Annotated in this window: 26 protein-coding genes; 14 read left to right on the top strand and 12 right to left on the bottom strand. The window is 64.9% G+C overall.

Annotated elements, in window-relative coordinates:
• Positions 1–66 precede the first annotated feature (66 nt).
• Positions 67–1,257 (bottom strand): succinyl-CoA:mesaconate CoA-transferase, encoded by a 1,191-nt coding sequence (gene mct, locus Harman_RS01805; protein WP_137682114.1) that lies wholly within the window; start codon positions 1,255–1,257, stop codon positions 67–69.
• 121 nt (positions 1,258–1,378) lie between these two features.
• Between mct and glmS the strand changes: the two genes are divergently transcribed.
• Genes glmS through citE form a run of 5 tightly spaced genes read left to right on the top strand, consistent with a single transcriptional unit; the run spans position 1,379 to position 6,655 of the window.
• Complete coding sequence (glmS, locus tag Harman_RS01800) at positions 1,379–1,819, top strand: methylaspartate mutase subunit S (protein ID WP_137682113.1); 441 nt, start codon at positions 1,379–1,381, stop codon at positions 1,817–1,819.
• A 2-nt stretch (positions 1,820–1,821) separates the two neighbouring features.
• Complete coding sequence (locus Harman_RS01795; protein ID WP_137682112.1) at positions 1,822–3,285, top strand: methylaspartate mutase subunit E; 1,464 nt, start codon at positions 1,822–1,824, stop codon at positions 3,283–3,285.
• Entirely contained in the window at positions 3,275–4,543 is a 1,269-nt protein-coding gene (locus tag Harman_RS01790) for a methylaspartate ammonia-lyase (RefSeq protein WP_137682111.1), read from the top strand. The genes Harman_RS01795 and Harman_RS01790 overlap by 11 nt, the downstream gene beginning before the upstream one ends.
• Positions 4,536–5,618 (top strand): 2-methylfumaryl-CoA hydratase, encoded by a 1,083-nt coding sequence (gene mch, locus Harman_RS01785; protein ID WP_137682110.1) that lies wholly within the window; start codon positions 4,536–4,538, stop codon positions 5,616–5,618. The genes Harman_RS01790 and mch overlap by 8 nt, the downstream gene beginning before the upstream one ends.
• Positions 5,615–6,655, top strand: a complete 1,041-nt coding sequence (gene citE / locus Harman_RS01780; RefSeq protein WP_137682109.1) for an L-malyl-CoA/beta-methylmalyl-CoA lyase — start codon at positions 5,615–5,617, stop codon at positions 6,653–6,655. The genes mch and citE overlap by 4 nt, the downstream gene beginning before the upstream one ends.
• Before the next feature lie 18 nt (positions 6,656–6,673).
• Here citE and Harman_RS01775 read toward each other — a convergent pair whose 3' ends face one another.
• Positions 6,674–7,792 (bottom strand): pyridoxal phosphate-dependent aminotransferase, encoded by a 1,119-nt coding sequence (locus Harman_RS01775; RefSeq protein ID WP_137682108.1) that lies wholly within the window; start codon positions 7,790–7,792, stop codon positions 6,674–6,676.
• Between the two features lie 38 nt (positions 7,793–7,830).
• On the bottom strand, positions 7,831–7,974 hold the full coding sequence (locus tag Harman_RS21335; RefSeq protein WP_200830805.1) for a hypothetical protein: 144 nt from the start codon (positions 7,972–7,974) through the stop codon (positions 7,831–7,833).
• Between the two features lie 77 nt (positions 7,975–8,051).
• Between Harman_RS21335 and Harman_RS01770 the strand changes: the two genes are divergently transcribed.
• Positions 8,052–8,561, top strand: coding sequence for a CinA family protein (locus Harman_RS01770; protein ID WP_137682107.1), 510 nt, complete (start codon positions 8,052–8,054; stop codon positions 8,559–8,561).
• Positions 8,562–8,597: 36 nt separating this feature from the next.
• Entirely contained in the window at positions 8,598–9,104 is a 507-nt protein-coding gene (locus Harman_RS01765) for a metal-dependent hydrolase (RefSeq protein ID WP_137682106.1), read from the top strand.
• On the opposite strand, the gene Harman_RS01760 is transcribed toward Harman_RS01765, so the two are convergent.
• The gene (locus Harman_RS01760; RefSeq protein ID WP_137682105.1) at positions 9,101–9,862 is read right to left on the bottom strand and encodes a PHP-associated domain-containing protein; all 762 of its coding nucleotides are present in this window, start codon (positions 9,860–9,862) and stop codon (positions 9,101–9,103) included. The two genes, Harman_RS01765 and Harman_RS01760, sit on opposite strands and share 4 nt — an antisense overlap.
• A gap of 115 nt (positions 9,863–9,977) precedes the next feature.
• Here Harman_RS01760 and Harman_RS01755 point away from each other — a divergent pair, with 115 nt between their 5' ends.
• Positions 9,978–10,277, top strand: a complete 300-nt coding sequence (locus Harman_RS01755; RefSeq protein WP_137682104.1) for a DUF7565 family protein — start codon at positions 9,978–9,980, stop codon at positions 10,275–10,277.
• 106 nt (positions 10,278–10,383) lie between these two features.
• On the opposite strand, the gene Harman_RS01750 is transcribed toward Harman_RS01755, so the two are convergent.
• From Harman_RS01750 to Harman_RS01720, 7 genes are all read right to left on the bottom strand, one after another.
• Positions 10,384–10,821, bottom strand: a complete 438-nt coding sequence (locus tag Harman_RS01750; RefSeq protein WP_053968046.1) for a transcription elongation factor Spt5 — start codon at positions 10,819–10,821, stop codon at positions 10,384–10,386.
• A 4-nt stretch (positions 10,822–10,825) separates the two neighbouring features.
• Positions 10,826–11,005 carry a protein translocase SEC61 complex subunit gamma gene (locus Harman_RS01745; RefSeq protein ID WP_004592944.1) on the bottom strand — a complete coding sequence of 60 codons (180 nt, stop codon included), beginning with the start codon at positions 11,003–11,005 and terminating at the stop codon, positions 10,826–10,828.
• Positions 11,006–11,153: 148 nt separating this feature from the next.
• On the bottom strand, positions 11,154–13,598 hold the full coding sequence (locus tag Harman_RS01740) for a methyl-accepting chemotaxis protein (protein WP_137682103.1): 2,445 nt from the start codon (positions 13,596–13,598) through the stop codon (positions 11,154–11,156).
• Positions 13,595–14,833 carry an ABC transporter substrate-binding protein gene (locus tag Harman_RS01735; RefSeq protein WP_137682102.1) on the bottom strand — a complete coding sequence of 413 codons (1,239 nt, stop codon included), beginning with the start codon at positions 14,831–14,833 and terminating at the stop codon, positions 13,595–13,597. Before Harman_RS01735 ends, Harman_RS01740 begins: the two co-directional genes overlap by 4 nt.
• Before the next feature lie 254 nt (positions 14,834–15,087).
• Complete coding sequence (gene ftsZ / locus Harman_RS01730; RefSeq protein ID WP_137682101.1) at positions 15,088–16,248, bottom strand: cell division protein FtsZ; 1,161 nt, start codon at positions 16,246–16,248, stop codon at positions 15,088–15,090.
• Positions 16,249–16,351: 103 nt separating this feature from the next.
• Positions 16,352–17,707: a D-aminoacyl-tRNA deacylase gene (locus Harman_RS01725; RefSeq protein ID WP_137682100.1), complete on the bottom strand. Its 1,356-nt coding sequence runs from the start codon at positions 17,705–17,707 to the stop codon at positions 16,352–16,354.
• On the bottom strand, positions 17,707–19,068 hold the full coding sequence (locus Harman_RS01720; protein WP_137683109.1) for a sodium:calcium antiporter: 1,362 nt from the start codon (positions 19,066–19,068) through the stop codon (positions 17,707–17,709). Before Harman_RS01720 ends, Harman_RS01725 begins: the two co-directional genes overlap by 1 nt.
• A 137-nt stretch (positions 19,069–19,205) precedes the next feature.
• On the opposite strand from Harman_RS01720, the gene Harman_RS01715 reads away from it, so the two are divergent.
• The 6 genes from Harman_RS01715 to Harman_RS01690 all read left to right on the top strand — a co-directional run bounded on the left by Harman_RS01715 (position 19,206) and on the right by Harman_RS01690 (position 24,321).
• Entirely contained in the window at positions 19,206–20,003 is a 798-nt protein-coding gene (locus tag Harman_RS01715; protein ID WP_137682099.1) for a shikimate dehydrogenase, read from the top strand.
• Between the two features lie 50 nt (positions 20,004–20,053).
• Positions 20,054–20,656 (top strand): helix-hairpin-helix domain-containing protein, encoded by a 603-nt coding sequence (locus Harman_RS01710; RefSeq protein WP_137682098.1) that lies wholly within the window; start codon positions 20,054–20,056, stop codon positions 20,654–20,656.
• 104 nt (positions 20,657–20,760) lie between these two features.
• Positions 20,761–22,230 (top strand): aminodeoxychorismate synthase, component I, encoded by a 1,470-nt coding sequence (gene pabB, locus Harman_RS01705; RefSeq protein ID WP_137682097.1) that lies wholly within the window; start codon positions 20,761–20,763, stop codon positions 22,228–22,230.
• Entirely contained in the window at positions 22,227–22,964 is a 738-nt protein-coding gene (locus tag Harman_RS01700; RefSeq protein WP_137682096.1) for an anthranilate synthase component II, read from the top strand. The genes pabB and Harman_RS01700 overlap by 4 nt, the downstream gene beginning before the upstream one ends.
• A complete protein-coding gene (locus Harman_RS01695) occupies positions 22,949–23,821 on the top strand; it encodes an aminotransferase class IV (protein ID WP_137682095.1) in 873 nt (290 codons plus the stop codon). Before Harman_RS01700 ends, Harman_RS01695 begins: the two co-directional genes overlap by 16 nt.
• 83 nt (positions 23,822–23,904) lie before the next feature.
• On the top strand, positions 23,905–24,321 hold the full coding sequence (locus tag Harman_RS01690; RefSeq protein ID WP_137682094.1) for a Rieske (2Fe-2S) protein: 417 nt from the start codon (positions 23,905–23,907) through the stop codon (positions 24,319–24,321).
• A gap of 32 nt (positions 24,322–24,353) precedes the next feature.
• On the opposite strand, the gene Harman_RS01685 is transcribed toward Harman_RS01690, so the two are convergent.
• A complete protein-coding gene (locus Harman_RS01685) occupies positions 24,354–24,644 on the bottom strand; it encodes a transcriptional regulator (protein ID WP_137682093.1) in 291 nt (96 codons plus the stop codon).
• Positions 24,645–24,668: the final 24 nt, after the last annotated feature.

Raw genomic sequence — 24,668 nt, 5'->3', positions numbered from 1 at the left:
TACTGTACGGCTCATGATAGATAATGGTCCTGCCCTGATGTGGTGAAAATTGCCGGCAGTTGCCGGTTAGTCGTCGCTTTCGACCCGATTTGTCTCGGCCTCGGCCGCAACCTCGTCGAGCAACTCCGCTCTGTGCTCATCCAAGAGCGGTGCCCGCCCCCCCGGCGCGGGCATCGTCTCGGTCATCTTGATCGGACTGCCGGCGATGGTCATTCGCTCGTCGGCTCCGGGCTGGTCGACATCGGCGAGCATCTCCCGGTCGCGGATGTGGGGGTCGTCGAAGATGTCGGCGGTGTTCTGGACCGGCGCGGCCGGGACGCGCCCTTCGAGCAGTTCGAGAATGGTGTCGGAATCGACCGTAGCGGCCCAGTCGGTTATCTCGCCGCGCAGGGCTTCTCGGTTCGCGATGCGACTGCCGGCGTCGGGGTAGTCCGCGGCCAGGTCCGGACGGTCCATCGCCTCGCACAGCGCCTCCCAGTGGCCGTCGGAAAAGGCGGCGATGACGACGTGGCCGTCGGCGGCCTCGAAGGAGTCGTACGGGAACAGTGTCGGGTGTGAGTTCCCCTGCCGGGTCGGCGACTCGCCGTCACAGGAGTACTGGTACACCGTCCGCTCACAGAGCGACACCATCGAGTCGTACATCGCCGTGTCGACGTACTGGCCCTCGCCTGTGCGCTCGCGGTGATGCACGGCCGCGAGGATGCCGACGGCGTTCAGCGCGGCAGTGAAGATGTCGCCGACGCCGGGGCCGACCTTCGTCGGCGGCCCGTTGGGCTGGCCGGTGATCTCCATGACCCCGCCCAGCGCCTGCGCGATGAGGTCGAAGGAGGGCTGGCCCTGCCGATGGGTCTCACCCGTTCGCGGGTCGCCAAAGCCCCGGATCGAGGAGTAGATGAGCTCTGGGTTGTGCTCTCGCAGCGTCTCGTAGCCGCAGTCGAACTTCTCCATCGTGCCGGCCTTGAAGTTCTCGACGACCACGTCCGCGCGCTCGACGAGCGAGAGGAACGCCTCGCGGTCCGCCTGGGTTCCGAGGTCGAGTTCGAGCGACCGCTTCCCCCGGTTAACGCTCTGGAAGTAGCCGCCGTAGGCCTCCTCGTCGCCGTCGGCCACGAACGGCGGGTTCGACCGGATGAGGTCGCCGCCGGGGCGCTCGACCTTTACCACGTCCGCGCCCATATCCGCGAGCAACATCGTACAGTACGGTCCGGCGAGGACCTGTGTCAGGTCGAGCACACGCAAGTCGTCAAGCGCACCCATAGGAAAACCACGACGGGGCGGCGGGATAAACCTTCCTGATAATTCATTATATATTCTTTAAGGCCATATTATCATGAAAGACCATTAGGTTTATCACCACCCGCCGACCACGACGTAGTACATGCCCCGGACCGTTATCCTCGGCGTGATTGGCTCCGACGCACACGTCGTCGGTATCACGATTTTAGAGCAGGCGCTCTCGGCCGCTGGCTTCGAGGTAATTAACCTCGGTGTCCAGACCTCTCAGGACGAGTTCGTCAGCGCCGCGAAATCTCACGACGCCGAGGCGGTACTGGTATCCTCCCTGTACGGGCACGCCCGCCAGGACTGCGAGGGGCTGCACGACGAACTCGACGCCGCCGGGCTCGACGTGCTCACCTACGTCGGCGGGAACCTCGCCGTCGGACAGTCCGACTTCGAGGAGACGCAAGCGACCTTCCGACAGATGGGCTTCGACCGCGTCTTCGACGCGGAGACGGACCCGGAGGAGGCAATCGAGATGCTCCGTGAAGACCTGCAGTTGACGACCACAGAGGCGGAGCAGATACGGGTCGACGGGTGACCATGCCAACAGACGAACGACTCAGCGACGACCAGCTACAGCGCATCGCAAACGACCTCAGGGACAACTGGCACACGGGCCGGGAAGTCGACTTCGAGGAGGCCATCGCCTTCCACGAGTCGCTGCCGGCTTCAAAGCAGTTCGCCACGGTGCTTGAGTCGGCCGACCAGCCGCTCCTCCAGCCACGGGCGGGCGTTCCCTGCCTCGAAGAGCAGATCGACCTCCTGCGGTATCTACAGGACGAGGGCGGTGCTGACCTCCTGCCGACGACCATCGACTCGTACACGCGCGACAACGAGTACGAGAAGGCCGAGGAGGGATTGGCGGCCTCCCGCGGTAGCGACGAGAACGAACTGAACGGCTTCCCCGCAGTCAACCACGGCGTTGAGGACTGCCGACGGCTCATCCGGGCGCTAGATGCCCCGGTCGAGGTTCGCCACGGCACGCCCGACGCCCGGCTTCTGGCGATGGTCACGCTCGCCGGTGGCTTCCAGAGTTTCGAGGGCGGCCCGATTTCCTACAACATCCCGTACACGAAACGCCACGACCTGGCGACGACCATCGAACACTGGCAGTTCGTCGACCGGCTTTGTGGGGCCTACACCGAGCGCGGCGTGACTATCAACCGCGAACCGTTCGGTCCGCTGACCGGCACCCTCGTCCCGCCGAGCATCGCTATCGCGGTGATGCTCGTCGAGGGCGAGCTTGCCGCCACGCAGGGCGTTCGCTCGCTCACGCTGGGCTACGGACAGGTCGGCAATCTCGTACAGGACGTGGCGGCGCTACGCGCGCTGCGGAAGCTCGGCAACGAGTACCTCCGCGACGAGGTGACGGTCACGACCGTCTTCCACGAGTGGATGGGCGGGTTCCCGCCCGACGAGGCCCGCGCCAACGGCGTCATCAGTCTCGGCGGCGCGACGGCGGCCGTCGCACAGCCGGACAAAGTCATCACGAAGTCCGCCCAGGAGTTCCAGGGCGTGCCGACGAAGGAGGCCAACGCGGCCGGACTGCGGACCACGAGACAGCTCATCGATATGATGATCGAACAGGACATCGACCTCGGGGGTATCGAAGAGGAACAGGCGCTCATCGAACGCGAGACTCGGGCGCTGATGGACGCCATCTACGAGGCCGGCGACGGCGACGTGGCACAGGGGGTCATCAACGCCTTCGACAGCGGCGCGCTGGACGTGCCGTTCGCACCGAGTGACGCCGCCAAGGGCGCAGTGCTGCCGGCCAGAGACGACGACGGCCGAGTTCGCATCTTCGAGTTTGCGGACCTCGCGCTGCCGGACGACATCAAAGAAATTCACGCCGCGCGGCTCGGCGAACGGGCCGAAACTGAGGGCCGCGACCAGTCGTTCCGAATGGTCGCCGACGACGTGGACGCCATCAGCGACGGGAAGCTCATCGGGCGTCCAACGGGCGACAACGGCCCCGCAGGAGGTGCGAGCGATGCGGATTGAGGACGTTCGGACAGTTCCAGGCCTCTCCGGATTCTTCTTCGACGACCAGCAGGCCATCAAGGACGGCGCGACTCAGAGCGGGTTCGCCTACGACGGCCAGCCGGTCACGGAGGGGTTCGACCGCATCCGCGAGGCCGGCGAGGCGCTCATTGTGGAAATCGAACTCGCCGACGGCTCTATCGCGACCGGCGACTGCGCCGCGGTGCAGTACTCCGGCGCTGGCGGTCGCGACCCGCTGTTCCGGGCCGAGAAGTACCGCCCCGTCGTCGAGGGTCCCGTCGCCGACGCGCTCCGCGGGCAGGACGCGACCCAGTTCGGAGCCAACGCCACGATGCTGGAGGAGATGGACCCACAGCGCTCGGGCGGTGAGCAACTCCACACCGCGGTCCGCTACGGCGTTTCGCAGGCGCTTCTCAATGCCGCCGCACGAGCACGCGGCGTGACGCCGACGGACGTGCTCGCAGACACCTACGACACCGAACCGGCGACCTCGCCAGTCCCAGTGTTCGGACAGTCCGGCGACGAGCGCCGCATCAATGCCGAGAAGATGCTGATTAAGGGTGTGCCAGTCCTCCCACACGGCCTGTTCAACAGCGTCGAGAAGGTCGGCGAGAACGGCGAGGGCTTGCGCGACTACCTCGCCTGGCTTTCCGACCGAGCGACGGCGCTGGGGCCGGAACCGTACTCGCCGCGCTTCCACGTCGACGTGTACGGCATCCTCGGGAAGGTGTTCGGCCCCCCGTACGACAGGACCGAGGTGACCGACTACTTCGAGACCCTGCGAGAGGCCGCCGCGCCGTACCCTCTGCAGGTCGAGGGGCCGATGGACGCCGGCGGCCGCGAAGCACAGATAGCCGAGATGGCCGAACTCCGCGAGGGGCTTGCCGACGCCGGTGTCGACGTGGATATCGTCGCCGACGAGTGGTGCAACACCTTCGCGGACGTGCAGGCGTTCGTCGACGCGGAAGCCGCCGACCTGGTCCAGATAAAGACGCCGGATCTGGGCGGCATCCAACGGTCGGCCGAAGCCGTGCTGTACTGCGACGGCACGGACACTCGCGCCTACGTCGGCGGGACGTGCAACGAGACCGTGACCTCGGCCCGGGCCTGTGCCCACGTGGCGCTGGCGACCGACGCCGCTCAGGTGCTGGCAAAGCCCGGGATGGGCTTCGACGAGGGCTTCATGGTCGTCACCAACGAGATGCGGCGGGCGCTCGCCAGACGAGACGCCGCCCGGGAGGTGCCGGCCGATGACTGACTGGACCGACCCCGACGCGCTGGACCTCTCGGACGCCGAGACGTTCGATTCCCTGCTGGACCGGGCCGAGACCCGCGAGAAGGGCCACTTCTTCGAGTTCTTCGCGGAGGGCGACGAACTCGACCACGACCCCGGCCTGTCTCTCTCCCAGCACGGCAGCGAGCAGTGGATGGGGCAGACACTCAACCACGACCCGGCGTACTGGCGGGCTGATACAGCCCGGGAGCGGGGCTTCGAGGAGCGTCCGGTCCACCCGGACTATCTGCTGGCCTGCGTCATGGGCATCACCGTCGAGGATCTTTCGGAGAAGGGCGGGTACTTCCTCGGCCGGGACGACGTGCGCTTTCACCGGCCTGCGACGGCGGGGACGCCGCTATCGGTTACCTCGACGGTGGTCGACACGCGTACCTCATCGTCCCGGCCGAAATACGGCATCGTCACCTGGGAGACGGAGGGTCGGGACCGCGAGACCGGGGAGACGCTGGTCTCCTACCAGCGGACGAATATGATTCCGCGCCGGGAGCCAGCAGCGACCGACGGCAGCGGCGGCGCGGTCGGCGAGCAGGACGCAGGCGGTCCGACGCTACCGGACACGCTCCTGACGCCCGACGGCAAACACTTCGAGGACTTCCAGACGGCACTCGAACGCGCCGACGAGGAGAACGCTGCCGTCGCCTACCGCCACGAACGCGGGCGGACGATGGACGACCAACTGGTCGCGGGACTCCCGCTGGCGACGCTCAACACCGCTCGCCAGCACCACAACCGCGACGAGATGGACGACTCGCCCTCGGGCGACATCGTCGCCTACGGCGACGTGACCCGGTCGGTTGCACTCGCCCACGCCCGCTCGGACGAGGCGACCTACCGCGAGCGTCGTTTCGCCAACGAGCGGTTCCACGACTTCGTCACGCTCGGCGACACCATTTATGGGTTCACCCGTGTCCTCGACTGTGACTCCAACGCCGGACCGGAGCGAGCCGGCGCGGTCACGTTCGAACACGTCGCGTTCAACCAGGACCAGACCCCGGTCTACTCGGGCCGGCGAACCGCACTCATTCAGCGAAACACATGACACGACTCTGTCGCACCTTCCAGACCGCACCGGCCGCGATACCGAACGACAACAGCGCGAAATTCCTCGTCTCGGGGCTCACCAGCGAGGGGTTCCAGACCCCGGACTGGCTCGTCCCCGACATCGAGGACGGCACCGCGCCGTCGATGAAAGCCGAAGCCGTCGACAACATCGTCGAGCACGTCCCCGACCATGCCGACGACTTCGCCGGGGAGATTCTCCCGCGGGTCGAGTGGGCCTACGACGACGCCGACGCCCGCGAGCGCGGCATCGAGCAGGTGACGCGCCTGGCTGAGGAGGTCGGCCAGGAACTGGATGGCTTCGTCTTCCCGAAAGTTGGCCGCCTTGAGGACGTGCGCGACGCTGCGGGCGTCATCGCCGACGCCGAACGGGACGCGGGGCTTTCCGAGGGGGCGCTGGATATGGCGATTATTCTGGAGACCGCGCCGGGCCGCTCTGACCTCCGTGAGATCTGTCAGTTCGCGGCTGGTTCGCGCCTCTCAGCGCTCGTCTTCGGGCCGGTGGACTACACGGCGGAACTCGGTGGCCGCGCGCTCAACGGCGAGCGGCCCCGCTGGGACGGCCTGCTCGAAGCCCTCTCGAACGAGACGAGCGCGGCCGACATCGTGTCTATCGGCGGCCCCTTCGACCAGTTGTTCCACGAACGGGCCGGGGTCACCTACTACAACGCCGAGGGGTACGCCGACCAGGTCGAACACGAGGCGACTATCGGTATCGACGGCTCGTGGTCGCTGCACCCAAAACAGACCACGCAGGCCAACCGCATCCACATGCCGACAACCGAGGAACTGGAACGGGACCTCCACAAAATCGAGTCGTTCAACGAAGCCAAACGGGAGGGGACCGGCGCGGTTGTCGTCGACGGTCAGATGGTCGACGAGGCGACGTACAAGAACTTCGCCAACACCGTCAAAACGGTGCGGGCCATCGACGAGACCCACCCCGCACAGACCGAGGAGTACTACCACGACGACCTGCTGGCGCGGGCGATGGACGTGGAACTGATTTTCGGCTGAGCAGACGACCGCCGCCTCTTACTCGAAATAGTCCGCCAGCCGGTCGGCTGCCTCGTCCACCCGGGGCGTCACGAGCGCGAACCGTATCCAGTCACTCCGGGACTCGCCGAACGCTTCGCCGGGCATCCCGGCGACGCCGGCCTCCTCGATGAGTTCGTACACGTTCTCGAAAGAGCCGGGGAAGTCGGGGAACCGCGCCATCACATAGAAGCCGCCGTCGGGGCGATTGTACTCGGCACCAACCTCGGCCAGTGCGGCACAGAAATCGCTGACGCGGGCTTCGAGTCGCCGTCGGCAGGCGGCGTAGTAGTCGGGACTCGTCGTCTTCAGCGCCCGCAGGACGGCGTACTGTGCCGGTCGGCTCCCGGTGACGTTGGTGAGCATGTGCTGGGTGCGAGCGCGCTCCAGCAGGTCGCCAGTCGGGCCGTCCTCCGGCGGGAAAATCGCGTAGCCGACCCGGAAGCCGGTAATCGCCATCGTTTTCGAGAAGGAATTAGTGGCGACGACGTGGTCGGAATCGGCGCGTAGCGCCGAACTGAACCGTCCCGCGTAGTCGAAGTGGTCGTACACCTCGTCACTGAGCAACAGGGCGTCGTACTCCTCCGCGATAGCTGCGAACTCGGCCATCGCGTCAGCGTCGTACACCGCGCCAGTGGGGTTGTTCGGCGAGTTGACGACGATGACGGCCGTCTCGTCGCTGGCGGCCGCCCGAACGTCCGCCGGGTTCAGCCGGTTGTGGTCATCGACCGGGACGAAGGAGATGTCCGCGCCGATGAAGTTCGCCCGGCCGGCGTAGTAGGGGTAGACGGGATCTGTCAGGAGGATTTCGTTGCCGTCGAAGCGGTGGAGCCCGCCGGTCATCGCAAGGTGGTTCGCTTCGCCAGCGCCGTTCGTGACAATCACTCGGTCCCGGTCCACGTCGCGGCGAGCGGCGATCTCGTCCCGGAGGGGCGTCAGCCCCACGCTGGGCGGGTACTGGTAGTCGTCGGCCGGGGCCTCGGCGTAGTCCCTGAGTCCGTCCCGAAGCCCCTCGGGCGGGTCCCAGTCGGGATTGCCCGACACCATGTCCACCACGTCCCGGTCGGCCCGGGCCGCGTACTGCATGACCCGGAAGAACTGGGGTTCCGTGTAGTCCATACCGACATTCGGACTGCCGGCTCCGTCTGCTTTTCTGTCTACTGGCGGATGTACAGCACCAGTCCGCCGAGCACCAGCAACGCCAGTCCCCACAGGAGGTCCGAGCCCGGCAGGACCCAGAGGAGTAGCGTCACGATACCCGAGGTAACGAGTGACCAGCCGAGCGTCGTCTGATAGGTCATACACACTGTCGTGTCTCTGGGATGAAAGTATCCCTGCTCCCTGAACGCTTATTCGCCCGTCCCGCCAACGACCGGCAATGGCAGACGATACAGTGGACCCGGTCGAGAAGCGCGTCGGGGAGCGCCTCCGAGAGGCCGAGCAGACGGTCGCTATCGCGGAGTCCTGTACCGGCGGATTGGTGGGATCGAAAATAACGGACGTGCCCGGCTCCAGCGACTACTTCGACCGCTCGCTGGTCACCTACTCCTACGACGCCAAGCGAGAGGTGCTGGCCGTCTCGCGGGAATCGCTTGACGCCCACGGCGCGGTCTCTGAGCCGGTCGCGGCGGAGATGGCCCAGGGAGTCCGCGATACAGCCACATCCGACTGGGGCGTCGCCACGACCGGCGTGGCCGGACCGAGCGGCGGGACGCCGGAGACTCCCGTCGGGACGGTCTACATCGCCGTCGCTGAGGCCGCACCATGGGGGACCAACGAGTCCGGCGTCACTGTCACCCGCTACGAGTTCGACGGCAGCCGCCGCGAGGTCAAAGACGCCATCGCAACACAGGCGCTCCGGGACCTGGAAACCGCCCTACAGGAGTAGTAAGGTCTTTTACTTGGGACACGGACGGTCCGGTAGATGAACAAACGTGGGCACGTCCTGAACGCCGTCCTCCTGAGCATCGGACTGGGCTACGTGCTGGACCCTTCTGGCGACGTGACGACGTTCGCGACAATCGCGGAAGTGTTTCTCCCCGTCGTCCTGGGCGCACTGTTTCCCGATGTCGATACCGCCTTCGGAAAGCACCGCAAGACGCTGCACAACATCCCCGTTCTCGTCATATTCCTGGCCCATCCGCTGTATCACGGCGGCAATCTCCAGTGGGTGTGGCTCGGCGTCCTCACACACTACGTGCTCGACTACTTCGGCTCCCGTCGGGGCATCGCGCTGTTTTACCCCATTTCGGACACGGAGTACGGCTCACCGACGGGTGTGACCACCACCAGTGAGTACGCCGAGGTCGTCACCGTGGCGATCACCATCCTCGAACTGGCCGCTGTCGGACTGTTGATTCATGTCCTGCCGCAATACCTGCCGCCGACAGTTCGGACCTTCGTCGTCGAGAACAGCACGTTCCTTGTTTAATACACCTTCACGTCGTCGAACCGCCCGTCGTAGGCGACCTGGTCGGGATGGGTCGGTTCAGTGCCCTGTAACATCAGTCGGTCGAACTTCCCCCAGGTGTTTTCCAGCCCCAGATGCGCCCACTCGACCGCCCGCCGGAAATTGTGTGTGATGCCGTCACGATGGAACAGGGTCCGCTCCGCGCCGGTTTTCAGCGCCGCACTGAGAGCGGCCACGTCCTCGAAGGCCTCAGTGAATGTCACGTACGCCTCGCCGACGGTGCCACGGACGTGCGCATACGACGAGGCGAACGGCTCGTGGCCGGTCTCCGATGTGAACGAGCGTGCGCGGTCTCGGTGGTGTGACAGTTGCTTTGGATTGTACACCTCCAGCGCGTCGATAGTCTCCTCGTACGCCTCGATATCTTCCAGTCCGAGACTCACGTTGAGAAAGCCGGGATGGGGAACGAGGACGGCCGCGTCCTGGCGGTCGAGTTCCCGCATCGCACCGTCGAAGGTTATGAAGTCCGGGACGGGTTCTTCGAGCCCGACCGCCAACACGTGCCGGCGCTGTTGCCAGGTCCCTGTAAATATCTCTCGGGCCGGGAACACCGTCAGCTCATCGTCGGAGAACGCCTCGGCTTGCCGCCGTATCTCCGGCAGCCGCGTGAAATGCGGCGCGTACACCAGCGCGTCGAGCCCACGGGCCTTCGCCCGCTCAACGACCCCCTCGTCGAGTACCTTCACATGGAGATCGACGGCGTACCCCTCAGGTTGCACGGTCAACGCTAACCCCGTACTGCCATTAGGGGTTTCCGTTTCGGCAGAATGCGGGACAGACCGCTGACAGGTAGCAGCCAAGGTTTTTACCCCCGCGTCGCCTGCCACTGAGCAAATGCCACGCTGGGAGTGCGACATCGAAGGGGACGACAGACAGTTCGACCGCGTCGAGGAACTCATCATTCATCAGTCGGTCGAACATGACCGCATCGAGTGCAAGGTGTGTGGCGCCATCGTCCCCGATGGCTACTTCGCCATCAAGCACGCTTTCGACGAACACTCCCGCGCCGAGTACGTCCGCGCCTACGACGCCTCCGCCGCTCAGGTCCGCCGTCGCGAACAGATCAAGGAGTCCGTCGAGGCCGTCGCCAACATGAGCGAGGTCATCGACCGACTGGAAGGCGGCGAAGCGTAAGGCTGTGTTTTTTGAAGCGGCGATGGCCCCGCTTGGTAGTCACCGCGAAAAAACCGACCACTCGCTGTGCTCGTGGCCGTGAACCGGCGGCGAAGCCGCTATTCTTTTATCGCTCTTCAGAGTCGAGAACCCGAATCTGGTCACCGCGCACGGTCACCGGAATCGGAACCGTTGCCTCGTACAGTTCGACGGTGACCTGGTCCTTGCCCTCGTCGATGCGCTGGACCTGCGCTTTCTCGCCCTTGAACGGGCCGGCGATGAGTTCGACGATATCGCCCTCCGCGATGCCTTCCACGTCCGGCTTCGGCGAGAGGAAGTGCTCGACTTCCGCCATCGAAGACTCTCCCTGCACGACGCCGTTAGCGTGGGGAATTTCGTCGAGGATGCGGTCGAAGACGGCTGCGTCATCGGCCTCGACCATCACGTAGCTCGTCAGCGAGTCCGGCGCGAGCGCGGCGTGGATCTCGTCCTCTTCGCGGGAGATGATCATGTCCGCAACAGTGCGTTCCTGGCTGGCCGTGGTTTTGACTGCGTAGATGCCCATCGGTTTACACCGGCTTGCTGCCAGGGATGAAGGTCATCACGGCGAAGATGATGAACCCGAGCAGTCCGACCAGCGCGATGCCCGCGCCGGCGATTTTCGCGATCTGGGAGAACTCCTCCCACGACGGCGTACTCGCCAGTTTGAGTACCCGGATGTAGGAGGTGAGATCGTATGGAACGTCCATAGCGGGTCGTACCCACTGGTGGCTTTTCTATATTGTGGTGCGCGGCGACGTATGCGCAGCCGTGACGGTGTGTCACGCAGACAGTGACAGGACACTATTTGTTGAAAGAACAGTCGGCTGGCGGACCAGATGTCCGGTCTTAGCCCGATCAGTCGTCAGTCGGTGCTGCTTCACCACGTGTGCCCACGTCACGTCCGTCGTCGACACGTCCGGTTTCGAACTGATCGATCAGGCCCTTGAGGTCGCTCGCCTGACTGGACAGCGACTGTATCTTCTCGGTGACCTCCGTAATCGAGGCGGTCTGTTCCTCGGCGGACGCGGCGACGTTCTCGGCCTCGGCAGACGTTTCCTCGCTGATCGAGCCGACTTCCTCGGCCATCGAGACGACCTCTTCCATCGAGGCCGCCTGTTCGTCGGTCGCGTCGCTGATAGCCTGGACGCCGTCGTTGGCTTCGTCGACCCGCTGGACGATGTCCGTTAGCGCATCCGTCGCGTTCTCGACTGTCTCCTTGCCGGTGTCGACGCTCTCACCCATATCCTGCATGTCCGCAACGGTGGAGTCCGTCCGGGACTGTATCTCGTCGATCATGGATTCGATGTCGGTCGTCGCTTCCTGCGTTTCCTCGGCGAGCGTCTTGATCTCGCGGGCCACAACAGCGAACCCTTCGCCCGCTTCGCCGGCGCGTGCGGCCTCGATGTTCGCGTTGAGCGCGAGCATGTTCGTCTGCTCCGCGATTTCGTCGATCAGCGTCGTGACCTCGCCGATCCGTTCCATTTCCTCGGCGAGGGACTCGACCTGTTCGATAGCCTCGGCGGACTTCCGTTCGAGCGCATCGATTTCGGCAGCGGCCTGCTCGGCGTACTCGCGGCCGGACTCGCCGGCGTTGACGGCCTGCTGTGACTTCGATGCGACCTCGTCGGTCGACGACGTGATTTCTTCGACGGTTGCCGACAGGTCCGTCATCTCGTCGCTGACCTGCTGGATGTTCTTGTTTTGCTCGTCAGCGCCGTCGGCGATCTGCTGGACCGACTCGCTCACCTGCTCGCTGGCCGACCGTACCTCCTGTGCGCTCGCCGAGATAGCCTCCGTCGAGGTGTCGACGGTCCCGGCGAACCCTTCGATGCGATTGACCGTCCGTTCGAGTTCCGCGATCATCTCGTTGAAACTCTCGGCGATGTCGACCATGGCGTCGTAGTCGCTGTCGGTCGCCATCCGCTGGGTGAGGTCCCCATCTGCCGATCTGTCCATCACGTCGCTGAACTCCGCGGCCTTCGATTCGAGGGCGGACGCCATCGCCTCGGCGTCCTCCTTTGCGGCCTCCGCTTCGTCACGGGCGGTCTCGACATCGGTAATCAGCGTCTGGATGTCCTCGCCCATCTCCGACAGCGCCGCGCCGAACTCGCCGGGGATGTTCTCGTCCAGCGCCGGGTCGTCGAACCGTTTTTCAGCGAGCGCATCGGCCTGGTTCGCGGCAGTTGTCAGGTACGACTGCATCGACGCAAAGGAGTTGTACAGCTGTCCCATCTCGTCGACGCGCGTCGTCTCGGGGAGGGTACTGTTGATCTCCCCGGCGGCAATGTCTTCGGCGGTTTCGGCCACACGGGAGAGCGCCTGTGCGGTCCCGCGGCCGATGGTCATCCCGACCACGAACAGCGCCCCGACGGCCAGCGCCACGAGAAGCGCAATGTTCTCAGAGACTGCCGACTGGAGCGCGAAGGCCTGGTTCGCCGGGACGTGATACAACAGCGCCCACTCGGTACCGGTGACCGGCGTGTACGCCATCACGTACTCGCCTTCGTCCATCCCCGTTCTGGCGGAGACCTGTGCGTATCCCGTCTCGCCGTTGAGGGCCGAATCGACGGCCGTTTCGGTTTCGTCCCCGCGCGTCGTGTACTGTTCGAGAATCGAACTTTTCCGGTTGTCCAGAATTATCTGGCCGTCCGAGCCGACGACCTTCACGTCGCCGGTCGCAAACGGTGACGTGAACCCGTGGGAGCGCGATTCCAGGGAGGCGGTCAGGACCATGTACGTGCCGTCACCGGCGGGCTGGAGGAACGCGATGACCGGCTCGTTCCCGCGCTCGTAGGGCTGGGACGTTCCCGTCGGCCCCGACGAGACGACTGCGCCGCTGCTGTCAGTCCACGGCTGGTCGACGGCGGCGAGCGACGCCCCGTTCAGGTCGTCGTCGGTACTGGCGATGACTGTCCCGTCGTCGGCGTCGACGTAATGGAGCGACCGCACGTCACCGGGCAGCCCGATGAGCTTCTGTTCGAGCCACCGCTGGTGGTCGGCCGCCGATGCTGACGCGGACCGGTCGCTGACCGAGTCCGCGAGGAACGATGCGGTCGACTGCTTGGTCCCGGCCCAGTCCGAGATGGAACTGGCTTCTGATTCCGCGACGCCGCGGATCTGTTCCTCGGTCTGGTCCTCGACCAGTGACTGCGTTTCGAGATGGATTGCCGCTCCGCCGAGTGCGAGAACGACGACCACACCGAGCAACAGGACGCCGAACTTCGCGGCGTATCGCTTTCGGATACCGTCGGGGAGTGACCGCTCTGTCGCCTCGACGATCCGCTTGGGAAGCGAACTCATTGCCCGCCCTCCGATTGGAAGTATTGCGGTTGCAGCAGTTCCAGGGACTCGATTGTCCCCCCAGTGACCCGCTCGATCACGTACGAACTCAGCGGTTCGAGGTCGTCGGTCAGGTCGACGCTGCCGGACGCGCCCTGGTAGTTCACGTCGCGGCCCGCTTCGATGAGCGACCGGACGCGGTCGAAATCCCCAACGGAGACTGTGTGTCCCGAGCCGCCGGAAACGGACTGGATTGTTTCGGCGATTGCAGGCCCGCTGCTCTCGCCTGCCTTTTCGGCGGCACTTGCCATAAGAAACAGCGCGTCGTAGGCGTTGACCGCGTACGCCGCAGGTTCGTCGATGTCGGTGAACCGCCGCACCAGGTCGAAGTAGCCGTCCGTTCGACCCGAGGAGAACGACGCGCTGTAGAACCCCTCGTAGTACGACGGGAGGTCACCGCCGAACATTCCCGAGGAGAACACCCACGGTACGTCATGCTCGGATTGGCCGTACGCATCGAGAACGCCCCCCTCCTGGCCGGCGGCGCACGTAAAACCGACCGCGTCCGGGTCGTTTTCGAAGACGGCACCGATGACATCGTCGAACGACTCCGCCGTCGGATCGAACCGAACGTCGGCGACGACCTCGCTATCGAGGGCCTGCTTTTGGGCCTCGGCGAGCCCAGCGCCGAAGGAGTTGTCGATGCTCAACAGCGCGACCGAGTTCGCACCGACGTGCATCGGGTCGTCAAGCGCCTTCGCCATGACTTCGGCCTGTGCCCCGTCGCTCGGAACCACTCGCCCGAAGTATTTCGCGCCGTCCGCTCGGCCCGCAGTCGATAGCTGTGGGGCCGTGCTCGCGGGGCTGACTTCCATGACACCGTCGGACGCCGCCTCCGGGGCGAGCGCTATCGACACGTCGCTGATGAGACCGCCGACGAATCCGACGATTCCTTGGTCGACGAGCGACTGATACTGCTCGGTCGCCGTTTCGACGCTCCCCTCAGTATCAAGCGCTGTAAGCTCGACTTCGGCCCCGTTGATACCGCCGGCGTCGTTGATGTCGGCAACCGCCTGTTCGGTCGCATACTTCCCGTGAGTCCCGAGCCGTTCGAGAGAGCCACTGAGCGGGAATAACGCGCCGAACTGCACCGTTTCACCACGTCCAGAAAACGAACCGAGGCACCCGGACGAGACGCCCAACACCCCCGTTCCTGCTATTTTCTTAAGAACACTACGCCGTGAATCCATGCCCATGCGCAGGAGCAGATGGTATCTATTTAAATACGTATCGTTACGATTATTGATACTAATAGTTATTTTTTGTGTACCTTACAGCGCAACACCGTTTGTCTGTCACAGCTAAACTGTCTATCCCGCGGCTTAGAACGATCTGAAGGGGGAAACGATTATACTGTCGGTGAGACACAGCTACCGCTCCCAGGTGCCTATCTGAGTACGATATTTGAAAATTGGGTTCTGTCGGGTTCCGACTGGGGTCGACTCGCTCCTCAGTCGACGTAGTCGATGTCTTCGCCGAGTTGCTGGGCCGCCTTCTCCTGTTCGGCCTCGCTCTGGCCGTAGATCTGGGGGCTCTCGACGCCGGTGACGACGATCATCGTCTCCATCTTGCCCTCGAACTCGTTGTTGACCGACGCGCCCCAGATGATGCGGGCGTCGGGGTCGATCCGGTCGTAGATCTCCTCGACGACGCCCTCGGCCTCCTCGATGCTCATGTCGGGGCCGCCGACGACGTTGACAAGCGCGGAGTTCGCGCCGTCGAACTCGACATCGAGCAGCGGCGAGCGCAACGCCGAGCGGATGGAGTCCTGAGCCTTGTTCTCAGAGTCGGATTCGCCGAGGCCGATCATGGCGACGCCACCGTTCTCCATGATAGTGCGAACGTCGGCGAAGTCCACGTTGACCAGGCCGGGCTTGGTAATCAGTTCGGTCATGCCCTTGACCGAGCGCATGAGGACGCGGTCACAGATCTTGAAGGCGTCCTGCAGCGGCATGCTGGGGGCGTAATCGAGCAAGCGGTCGTTCGGGACGACGATGACCGTGTCAGAAACGGAGCGGAGCCGTTCGAGACCGGCGTCGGCGTTTGCACGGCGGCGCTCACCCTCAGCGGTGAACGGAATCGTGACGATGGAGATAGTGAGTGCGCCGGCTTCCTGTGCGGCCTGTGCGACCACCGGGGCCGCGCCGGTTCCGGTCCCGCCGCCAAGCCCCGCGGTGACGAACACCATGTCCGAGCCGTCGATGGACTGCTGGATGTCCTCGATGTCTTCTTGGGCGGCCTCTTCGCCGATTTTCGGGACCGAACCTGCGCCGCGCCCGCCGGTGCGCTTGCGCCCGATGAGAATCTTGGTGTCGGCGGCCACCTCGTCGGCGAGGTGCTGTGCGTCGGTGTTTGCGGCGACGAGCTTGGCTCCGTGGATGCCTTCCTCCATCATCCGGGTGACCGTGTTCCCGCCGGCACCGCCACAGCCGACGACCGTGATTTTCGTTTCGAGGTCTTTGACGACGCTCGACAGCTCTTCGTCCGACATCGTCCCGGACGTAGACATGTCCTGAGACGGCGTCGATGTCGTTTCGTCGATAGTTCCTCCGTCCGCGTCCTCCCCGTCTTGCTCTGCCTCGTCGATAGCGTCGTCAATTATCGAATCCATAATTTAAAGCGTCCTTGCAGACGAGCAGTTATTAGTTTTCCCCCTCTGTCAGACAGGTGTCTGACGCTGAACCTGACAGTCTGCGTCGCTGACACGCTGATGTTCACAGCGTATATCGACGTATACGCTCGCGATGGAAGCGCTCCGGGTCGATTATGTCGCCATCGATTTCAACGGACTTCCCCGAGGCGAGTTTTCCGAACTTCGGGCCTTCAGGGATGTCCGCCGTTCGCGCGAGGTCCGGATCGAAGGCCGTTTCGCGGACAACCAGTTCGTCCGCGCGTCGCTCGACACTGTCGAAGCGCTGTTCGAGGATTTCAATTATCGGGTCGAGGAACGTCGCCGGCTCCGTGTTCGCTGGACAGACAATCGGCCCAGTGAGAACGGTCCCGTTTTGCTCGGTCGCGTACGCGATGGACTGGCGTTCTATCGTCTCACGCAGTGCCTCGCTGTCGACGCCGCGTGCGTCCGCAATGAGTTCCTCGGGGAGGTCGAGTACCGTCCATTCGCCGTCGTATCCGGGCGGGAGGTCGCCGAACCTGAGCCCCTGGTCGACCGGCCTGATAGCGTCTTCCAGCGCCTCGACCAGGGCCAAATCGACGCCGCTCGTCTCCTGTACGAACGTCTCGCTGACGACGCGGTAGCCCAGTGACTCGATGGTTTCCTGTAGCGCTGGGCGGTCCCCCTCCATGAGGGCGTAGTCGGCCGCACTGGCCCGGAATGCGCGTTCGAGGACAGCGTCTCGCTCCGCATCGCTGTCGGCCCACTCCTCTAGGGCGTCTAGCGACCAGTTGGCGGCGATATGTCCCACGGCCCAGTCCGTCTCGCGGACGACGCGCTCGAACCGCGGGGCGTAGTGGCCGCCGCCGACACCGAGGAGGTGACGGCGCGTCCCGTTCTCCCGGGGCTTGTCGGCTGGTTCGTCCGCGAGGTCCAGTATCGCTCTAGCGACGGCTTCAGCGGCGTCGGGGTCCTTCCACTGTGGCTCCCCACTTCCGACCTCCACGAACATCGACGGGACGCCGACGCTCGTTGGGCCGTGGTGGGTACACTCCATCCCGACCTCGTAGTCCGGTGGGGCGTGGCGCTGGAGCGCCGCCACGACTGCCTCGTGCGCTCGCGGACAGGCGCGGGCGAACTGTCCGCCCTCACCGCCGAACTCCGCGACGCCGAAGTTCCCGGTGTGGTGGGCCGTCAGGAGTTCCTCGGTCTCGCCGGCGTGTTTCGACGCGAACACCAGTAGGTCCGGGTCGTCGAACGCCGCCCCGATGTCTTCGATGTCCAGGTGTAACGCCTCGAACTCGCGGAGTTCCACGCTGTCAGTGCGATGCACCGTGCCGCCGCCCTCCGCGTCGGGTCGCGTCTCGTCGACGCTGGTGTCCCAGTCCCGCAGGCCGCGCAACTGCTCGCCGATGTGGACCGACGCGGAGTCAGCGCGTGAAACAACGATTCCGAGCATTAGTCAGCGTTCTCAGGATGGACTGGTTCTCGTCCCATTGCGGACCGGACTGCGTCACCAGCCAGCCCGAACAGGTGTTTCAGCGCCTCGCGGCGCTGGGCGAACAGCGCGAGCCCGATAGCGACGTACAGCCCAGTGTACGCCAACAGGAGGTCATGGCTCGATATCGGCAGGGCGACGAGGTCCCTGATGAGCGCGAACTCCAGGATCACCTGCGAGATGAACAGTACGAACAGCCCGACCGCTTCGCGGATGCTGATTTCGAAGTTGACCAGAATGGCGAGCGCGAAGAAGGACTGGGCCGCCGTAATCCAGATCTCCGCGCCCTGTCTGGCGTCAAAGGGCAGGACGCCGTATCCGCCCAGCGCGATAGAGTACACGACGGCGATAGTCCCGATGAGCAGCGTCCACTGATTGAGTTTCGAGGAGATGAGCGCGTTGAACCCCGCCGTCGACCGGGCCTTGTTGACCAGCACGGCGACGACGATGAGTTCGGGCGACTCGCTGGCCAGCGGGGCGACCCACTGGATCATGAAGAACTCGGGAATGCCGTTTGCGACGCCGATCTCCTCCAGCCCGTGAGCGAACGGCTCAACCGCGGTGAAGATCATCGCGCCGGAGTAGCCAAACAGCGCCAGGACGACCAGCGGCCGCCACGGTAGCGACCACTCCTGGAAGTACTTCGGCACGCCGACGGTGTGCTCGCTGTGTTCGATGTCAGATTTGAGGACGAGGCCGATGTATGCGACGTAGAGACCAACCAGAAACAGCGTATCGAAGATCCCGATACCGCCGCCGAGGGGGACGAAAAACGCCCACAGCGTCGCCAGGAAGAGAAAGGAAATCTCGGTCGCGATGTCGGTGTCTAACTGAACGGCGTCTTTCAGAAACCCGTCGCGTTTCTTCACGGCGGGGTCGCGCGTCTTCGCGGCCCGCCAGACGGTGAACACGGCGATGCCGGCCCAGCCAATGCCGATGAGGATGCGGTTCGCGCCGGTCATGTTCGCAATCGCGAGGTTGGCGTCGTGACAGGCGCGGGCCAGCGGTGTCGCGCTGGCTTCGATGGCCTGTGCGGTGAGCTGACTACATTTTTCCGTCGTCGCGCCGCCTGCCCCGGCGTTCCAGGCGTACAGCGCGTCGACAGCGTATTCGGGCGCGACAGCGAGAACGGCGAGGACGGCGATGGCGAACGACCGCGGCACGTCTTTCTCGGCCGTCTCGGCTCCCCAGGCTAGGAGAAACGACGCCCCGAGAACGGCGATCCCGCTGACGGCGACGGTCGCCACGTTCCCGAGTTCAGTACCAGTGACGAACAGATAGACCCAGCCGACAGTCAGTGACACTGTCACTGCGACCTGCACCAGTGGATGACGAAGACTACTCACTATCAGTGTTGTCGCTTGGTCCGGCTGAAAAGCTTGCGAAAGTGTCGACTAGACGCTGGATTAGCCGACGAGAGAGCGTGGCGTTCATACCATCGGGGACCGCTGGCGTTGATATGGACGTTTACGGTCTCATCGGAAACCCGGTCGGCCACTCGCTGTCGCCGCCGATGCACGAGGCGGGCTACGAAGCACTGGAGCTTGACGCGCGCTACGTCACGTTCGAGCCGTCGGTCGGGTCCGGTGCCGAAGCCATCGAAGCCGCGGAAACCCTTGGAATCGACGGTCTCAACGTCACCATCCCGTTCAAGCAGGACGTACTCGACGCCGTTGACCCCGCGCCGCTCGCCGAGCGCATCGGCGCTGTCAACACCGTCGATTTCACCGGCGAGACGCCGACGGGCTACAACACGGACGCCGTCGGCGCGGTCCGAGCGCTAGCGCATCACGACGTGTCGCTGTCCGGTACGGCCGTCGTCGTCGGGGCCGGCGGCGCGGGGCGTGCAGTCGCGTTCGGCCTCGCCGACGAGGGGCTGTCGGTACGTATCGCCAACCGTACCGAATCGAAGGCCCACGCGCTGGCCGAAGATGTCCCGGACGCGACGGGCCACGGCCTCGAATCGCTCGCGGACCTGCTCGCGGACGCTGACATCCTCGTCAACTGCACCAGCGTGGGCATGGAGGAAGACGAGACGCCAGTGCCAGCGGACGCGCTGCACGGCGACCTCGCAGTACTCGATGCGGTATACACGCCGATTGAGACCCGACTGCTACGGGACGCGGCGGCCACAGGCGCGACGACCGTTGACGGCGCGTGGATGCTCCTGTACCAGGGCGTCGAGGCGTTCGAACTCTGGACCGGCGAAGATGGCCCCGTAGACCGGATGAACGAGAAGTTGCGCGAGAGTCTGTAGCGAAACGGTCACCAGCAAGAGATTTGTGTTGGGGATAAATACGTCCATGTATGGGTCTGCTTCAGAAATTGAAATCCGTTTTCGGGCTTGACGGGACGGGGTCATCCGCGTCGGGGACCAACCGTGACGTGGACGTGACCGTCGAGCGAGAGCCCTCTACTGAAGACGAGGACGCGGTCAAAGGGACGAACACCGCGACGACTACCGAGACAGAGACTTCCGAAACCGCGGGTGCTGAGTCGGACGCGGAGAGCGACACGTCCGCTCACGCCGATGAGACGGAGACCACAGAATCCCCAGACGAAGCGACGGCTGCGGCCGCTGATACAGCCACGGAGTCATCTTCCGAGTCCGGAACAGCGGTCGATGACGAGGCCGGCGATTCGAGCGTCTCGGCTGCCGAAGAATCCGTTGTGGCTGACGAGGAACCGGCCGACGCCGACGAGGACTCGGCCGAAACCGACGCCGAGGGAAGCACCGCGCCCGTCACGGATATCAAGGGTATCGGACCCGCCTACGCCGACCGCCTCGCCGATATCGGTATCGAGACGGTGGGCGAACTGGCCGGAGCGGACGCGGCGGACATCGCCGCCGATACTGACCTCTCGGAGAGCCGCGTCTCGGGCTGGATCGAGCGCGCCGGCGAGTACTAACCGACGCCTGTCCCTCTTTGTGAGCGCGCCGAACCGGAACATGTCTCCCACTCGGACTCGCTGAACCGCAAGGGAATTAGTCGCCGCACTGTTTTCGTTCGGTAATGCCATCGGTCGCAACCGACCGGACCGCGTTCACCGACCTCGCAGCCGACGCGCCGCCCGCGGCGCGCGTTCCCGTCGAGGTCCGGGTAGATGTCGACGACCCGTTTCTCGCCTACCGGCGGGCACGCGACGAGACTGGCGGCGTGTATCTGGCGACCACCGGCGGTCAGTCGGGCTGGGGCTACTTCGGGACGGCTCCGGCGGAGTTCCGCGAGGTCGATCCGAGAGCTGGCGGGACTCTCGGCGCGCTGACCGAGTTTCTCGACGGCGAACGACTGGTCCGCGGTGACTGTGACGTGCCGTATCCCTGCGGAGCGGTCGGGTGGCTCTCCTACGATGTGGCGCGGGAACTGGAGTCGCTGCCCGACAGCGCCGACGCCGACCGCGCGCTCCCGAACCTGCAGGTCGCTCGCTACGACCGCTTCGCAGCCTGGGAAGAGCCTCGCGGTGAGTCGGTGAAGTTACGAGTGACAGCCTGCCCACGTGTCGGCGACTTCGAGACGCCCGAACTGGCCTACGAGTTCGGCAAGCAACACGCTCTGGACCTCGCTCGCGCGGCCACCGAGGGCGACCCTGCCGTCGAGGATCCGCCGGTCGAAGCCGACGAAGCGACCTTCGAGAGCGACTGCACGCGCGAAACTTTCGCCGAACGGGTCCGGACGGTCAAGCAGTACATCCGCGACGGCGACACGTTCCAAGCGAACGTCTCGCAGCGCCTTCGCGCCCCCGCCGCGGTCCACCCGGTCGAGGCCTTCGACGCCCTCCGGACAGTTAACCCCGCGCCGTACTCCGCCCTGCTTGAGTTCCCTGGCGTCGACCTCGTCAGCGCGAGCCCGGAACTCCTCCTCCACCGCGACGGCGACCGGATCGAAACCGAACCCATTGCTGGTACTCGTCCGCGAGGCGAGACACCCGTGGCCGACGACCGACTGGAGGAAGACCTGCTCGACGACGAGAAGGAGCGGGCCGAACACGCGATGCTCGTCGACCTGGAGCGCAACGATCTCGGGAAAGTCAGCGCGTTCGGCAGCGTCGAGGTGTCTGACTACCGGCGCGTCGACCGGTATTCGGAAGTGATGCACCTCGTCTCGGTCGTCGAGGGGCGGCTCCGAGACGGCGCGACGCTTGAGGACGCCATCGCCGCAGTGTTCCCGGGCGGGACTATCACCGGCGCGCCCAAACCCCGGACGATGGAGATTATCGACGAAGTCGAGAAGACACGCCGGGGACCCTACACCGGCTCTATCGGCCTGTTCGGCTTCGACGGTCGAGCAACGCTGAACATCGTCATCAGAACGCTGGTCCGGTACGCCGAGGAGTACCACCTCCGTGTCGGTGCCGGGGTCGTCCATGATTCCGACCCAGATAGCGAGTACCAGGAGACGTTAGCTAAGGGCCGCGCGCTCGTCAACGCCGTCGACGAGGCGCTGGGGAGACGTGTCGACCTGGCGATGGAGGACGAGCAATGAGTGGCTCTCATGGCAGCGGCGGCAGCGGCGACAGCGGCAATGGCTCGGCAACGGACTCGCTCGCACCGACCATCCTCGTCATCGACAACTACGACTCGTTCGCGTACAACCTCGTCCAGTACGTCGGCGAAGTGGTGCTCCGACTGGGTGGGACCGAGGACGATGTGGTCGTCCGGCGAAACGACGCCATCGACGTTGCGGGCATCCGCGAACTGGACCCCGACGGCATCGTCGTCTCGCCGGGGCCGGGGACGCCCGAAGAGGCCGGCGTCTCGATACCGATATTCGAGGAACTGGAATACCCGACGCTGGGCGTCTGTCTCGGTCACCAGGCGCTGTGTGCGGCCAACGGCGCGTCCGTCGGCCACGCCGAGGCGGTCGTCCACGGCAAGTCCTCGTCGATTGCCCACGACGGTACCGGCGTGTTCGAGGACCTGCCAGACCCCGTGGAGGTCGGCCGGTATCACTCGCTGGCGGTCGACCGCGAGGCCCTTCCCGACGTGCTGACCGAGACGGCGTACACCGTCAGCGACGACGGGTCCGGGAGCGCCGCGACGACGGCGGACGCAACGGAACCTGCCACCACAGATGGCACGGACGAGTCCCAGGTCGTCATGGGCGTCCGCCACAGCAATCGGCCCCACATCGGCGTCCAGTTCCATCCCGAAAGCATTCTGACCGACCACGGCAAGACCATGATCGAAAATTTCTGCCTGCTATGCAATACCACGTAAACGGGGCGCTTGTCCCCGAAGACGAAGCGACGGTGTCGGTGCGCGACCGCGGGTTCATGTACGGCGACGCGGCGTTCGAGACACTCCGGGCGTACGGCGGCGAACCGTTCCGGTGGGACGCCCACCGTGAGCGGCTTCAGCGGACGGCCGAGACGCTGGGTTTTGCCGACGCCGTGCCCGAGAACCTCCGGGAGCGCGTCGACGAGACGCTCGCGGCCAACGACCTTGAAGAAGCGTACGTCCGGCTGTCGGTCACGCGGGGCGTCCAGCCCGGAAAGCTCACGCCGGGGAGGGAGGTCGACCCGACGGTCGTCGTCATCTGCAAGAGGCTCCCGCGGGGCGGATTAGAGGGCGAGCGCGTCTGGGACGAGCCGGCGTCGGTCCAGACGGTCCGGACCCGGCGGATTCCCAGCGAGGCCGTTCCGGCGGACGCGAAGACCCACAACTATCTCAACGGGATTCTCGGCCGCCTCGAACTCCGGAAGGCCGCCGCCAGCGGCGAGCCCGCCGACGAGTGTCTCATCCGGGACACGGACGGCAATCTGGCCGAGGGGGCGACGAGCAACCTCTTTTTCGTCACGGACAACGGACTCCGTACTCCAAGTACGGATCTGGACCTGCTGCCGGGCGTCACCCGCGACGTGGTGCTCGACATCGCACGCGGCGAGGACTTCCCCGTCGAGACCGGCCACTACTCGCTCGACGCCCTGCGTGACGCCGACGAGGCGTTTCTCACCAATTCGACGTGGGAGATTCGCCCCATAGCGACCGTCGACGGCATCTCCGTCGGTACTGGGCCGATGACGAAGCTCCTCCAGCGGCTATTCGACGAGCGTATCGAGGCCGAGCATTACTGACGGAGGCACGCCCGTCCCGCGGGTTCGCAACTGTCGCCCGGACCGGCGGTTTGAAACCCCCGAAACCCATACGGGGGACCAGTATGGACGAGGACAGCCGCATCGTCGCGCTGGAGGAGGTGCCCGACGACGGGACCTTTCTGTTCACTGTTCGGGACGGCTTCGACACGAAGGAGGCGATCATCGTCGAACTGTCCGACGCCGTCGTCGCGTTCGAGAACTACTGTCCCCACTGGACGGACATCCGGCTGGACAAGGGCGACGGAGCGACGGTCCGCAACGGGGAACTGGTGTGTGAGAAACACGGGGCGACGTTCGAATCGGATTCGGGGCTGTGCAACTACGGTCCCTGCGAGGGGGCGGTGCTGGAGGAAGTCTCGATCACCACCGAAGACGGCGTTGTCTACCTGACCGACGAGCGCTACGAGTTTGAGAACCAGGGGCCGTCGGGCGATCACGACCTCTCCTCGCGCGGCCGTATCGGTTTCTCCGGGAACTAACCGGACGGAATCGTATCGACGGGACCGCCCTGTTAGCTGATTCGGTACGCCGGTTCAGCGACGGCCTCGCACTTACACTCCGGACACCGGCTCGGTCGGTTCGTCAGGTCGTCGAAGTCAGTAAAGCCGCATTCCTCACACTCCGGTGGCGCGACGAGAAGCTGTTCGTCGGTCGATTCTAGGGATTTCGAGATGTGCTCTACGTGCGTGAGCGCGTCGCTGGTCTGTATTTCGAACTCGTTTGCGATTGTTCCGGCGGCTATCGCTTCGTCGCGTAGTTGGTCAGCGATGCGCTGGCGCGTCGTCCGACTTGCCTCGCGCATGGGAACAGTTCGCAACCGACCGTT

Origin of the sequence: Haloarcula mannanilytica (assembly GCF_005406125.1) — an archaeon.
GTDB lineage: Archaea > Halobacteriota > Halobacteria > Halobacteriales > Haloarculaceae > Haloarcula > Haloarcula mannanilytica.
The sequence above is the reverse complement of the archived record's forward strand: the minus strand, read 5'-3'. Positions and strand labels throughout refer to the sequence as shown.

Coding starts and splice junctions, on each gene's coding strand:
- mct (WP_137682114.1), bottom strand. CDS start 1,257: ATGGGTGCGCTTGACGACTTGCGTGTGCTCGACCTGACACAGGTCCTC.
- glmS (WP_137682113.1), top strand. CDS start 1,379: ATGCCCCGGACCGTTATCCTCGGCGTGATTGGCTCCGACGCACACGTC.
- Harman_RS01795 (WP_137682112.1), top strand. CDS start 1,822: ATGCCAACAGACGAACGACTCAGCGACGACCAGCTACAGCGCATCGCA.
- Harman_RS01790 (WP_137682111.1), top strand. CDS start 3,275: ATGCGGATTGAGGACGTTCGGACAGTTCCAGGCCTCTCCGGATTCTTC.
- mch (WP_137682110.1), top strand. CDS start 4,536: ATGACTGACTGGACCGACCCCGACGCGCTGGACCTCTCGGACGCCGAG.
- citE (WP_137682109.1), top strand. CDS start 5,615: ATGACACGACTCTGTCGCACCTTCCAGACCGCACCGGCCGCGATACCG.
- Harman_RS01775 (WP_137682108.1), bottom strand. CDS start 7,792: ATGGACTACACGGAACCCCAGTTCTTCCGGGTCATGCAGTACGCGGCC.
- Harman_RS21335 (WP_200830805.1), bottom strand. CDS start 7,974: ATGACCTATCAGACGACGCTCGGCTGGTCACTCGTTACCTCGGGTATC.
- Harman_RS01770 (WP_137682107.1), top strand. CDS start 8,052: ATGGCAGACGATACAGTGGACCCGGTCGAGAAGCGCGTCGGGGAGCGC.
- Harman_RS01765 (WP_137682106.1), top strand. CDS start 8,598: ATGAACAAACGTGGGCACGTCCTGAACGCCGTCCTCCTGAGCATCGGA.
- Harman_RS01755 (WP_137682104.1), top strand. CDS start 9,978: ATGCCACGCTGGGAGTGCGACATCGAAGGGGACGACAGACAGTTCGAC.
- Harman_RS01750 (WP_053968046.1), bottom strand. CDS start 10,821: ATGGGCATCTACGCAGTCAAAACCACGGCCAGCCAGGAACGCACTGTT.
- Harman_RS01745 (WP_004592944.1), bottom strand. CDS start 11,005: ATGGACGTTCCATACGATCTCACCTCCTACATCCGGGTACTCAAACTG.
- Harman_RS01740 (WP_137682103.1), bottom strand. CDS start 13,598: ATGAGTTCGCTTCCCAAGCGGATCGTCGAGGCGACAGAGCGGTCACTC.
- Harman_RS01735 (WP_137682102.1), bottom strand. CDS start 14,833: ATGGGCATGGATTCACGGCGTAGTGTTCTTAAGAAAATAGCAGGAACG.
- ftsZ (WP_137682101.1), bottom strand. CDS start 16,248: ATGGATTCGATAATTGACGACGCTATCGACGAGGCAGAGCAAGACGGG.
- Harman_RS01725 (WP_137682100.1), bottom strand. CDS start 17,707: ATGCTCGGAATCGTTGTTTCACGCGCTGACTCCGCGTCGGTCCACATC.
- Harman_RS01715 (WP_137682099.1), top strand. CDS start 19,206: ATGGACGTTTACGGTCTCATCGGAAACCCGGTCGGCCACTCGCTGTCG.
- Harman_RS01710 (WP_137682098.1), top strand. CDS start 20,054: ATGGGTCTGCTTCAGAAATTGAAATCCGTTTTCGGGCTTGACGGGACG.
- pabB (WP_137682097.1), top strand. CDS start 20,761: ATGCCATCGGTCGCAACCGACCGGACCGCGTTCACCGACCTCGCAGCC.
- Harman_RS01700 (WP_137682096.1), top strand. CDS start 22,227: ATGAGTGGCTCTCATGGCAGCGGCGGCAGCGGCGACAGCGGCAATGGC.
- Harman_RS01695 (WP_137682095.1), top strand. CDS start 22,949: ATGCAATACCACGTAAACGGGGCGCTTGTCCCCGAAGACGAAGCGACG.
- Harman_RS01690 (WP_137682094.1), top strand. CDS start 23,905: ATGGACGAGGACAGCCGCATCGTCGCGCTGGAGGAGGTGCCCGACGAC.
- Harman_RS01685 (WP_137682093.1), bottom strand. CDS start 24,644: ATGCGCGAGGCAAGTCGGACGACGCGCCAGCGCATCGCTGACCAACTA.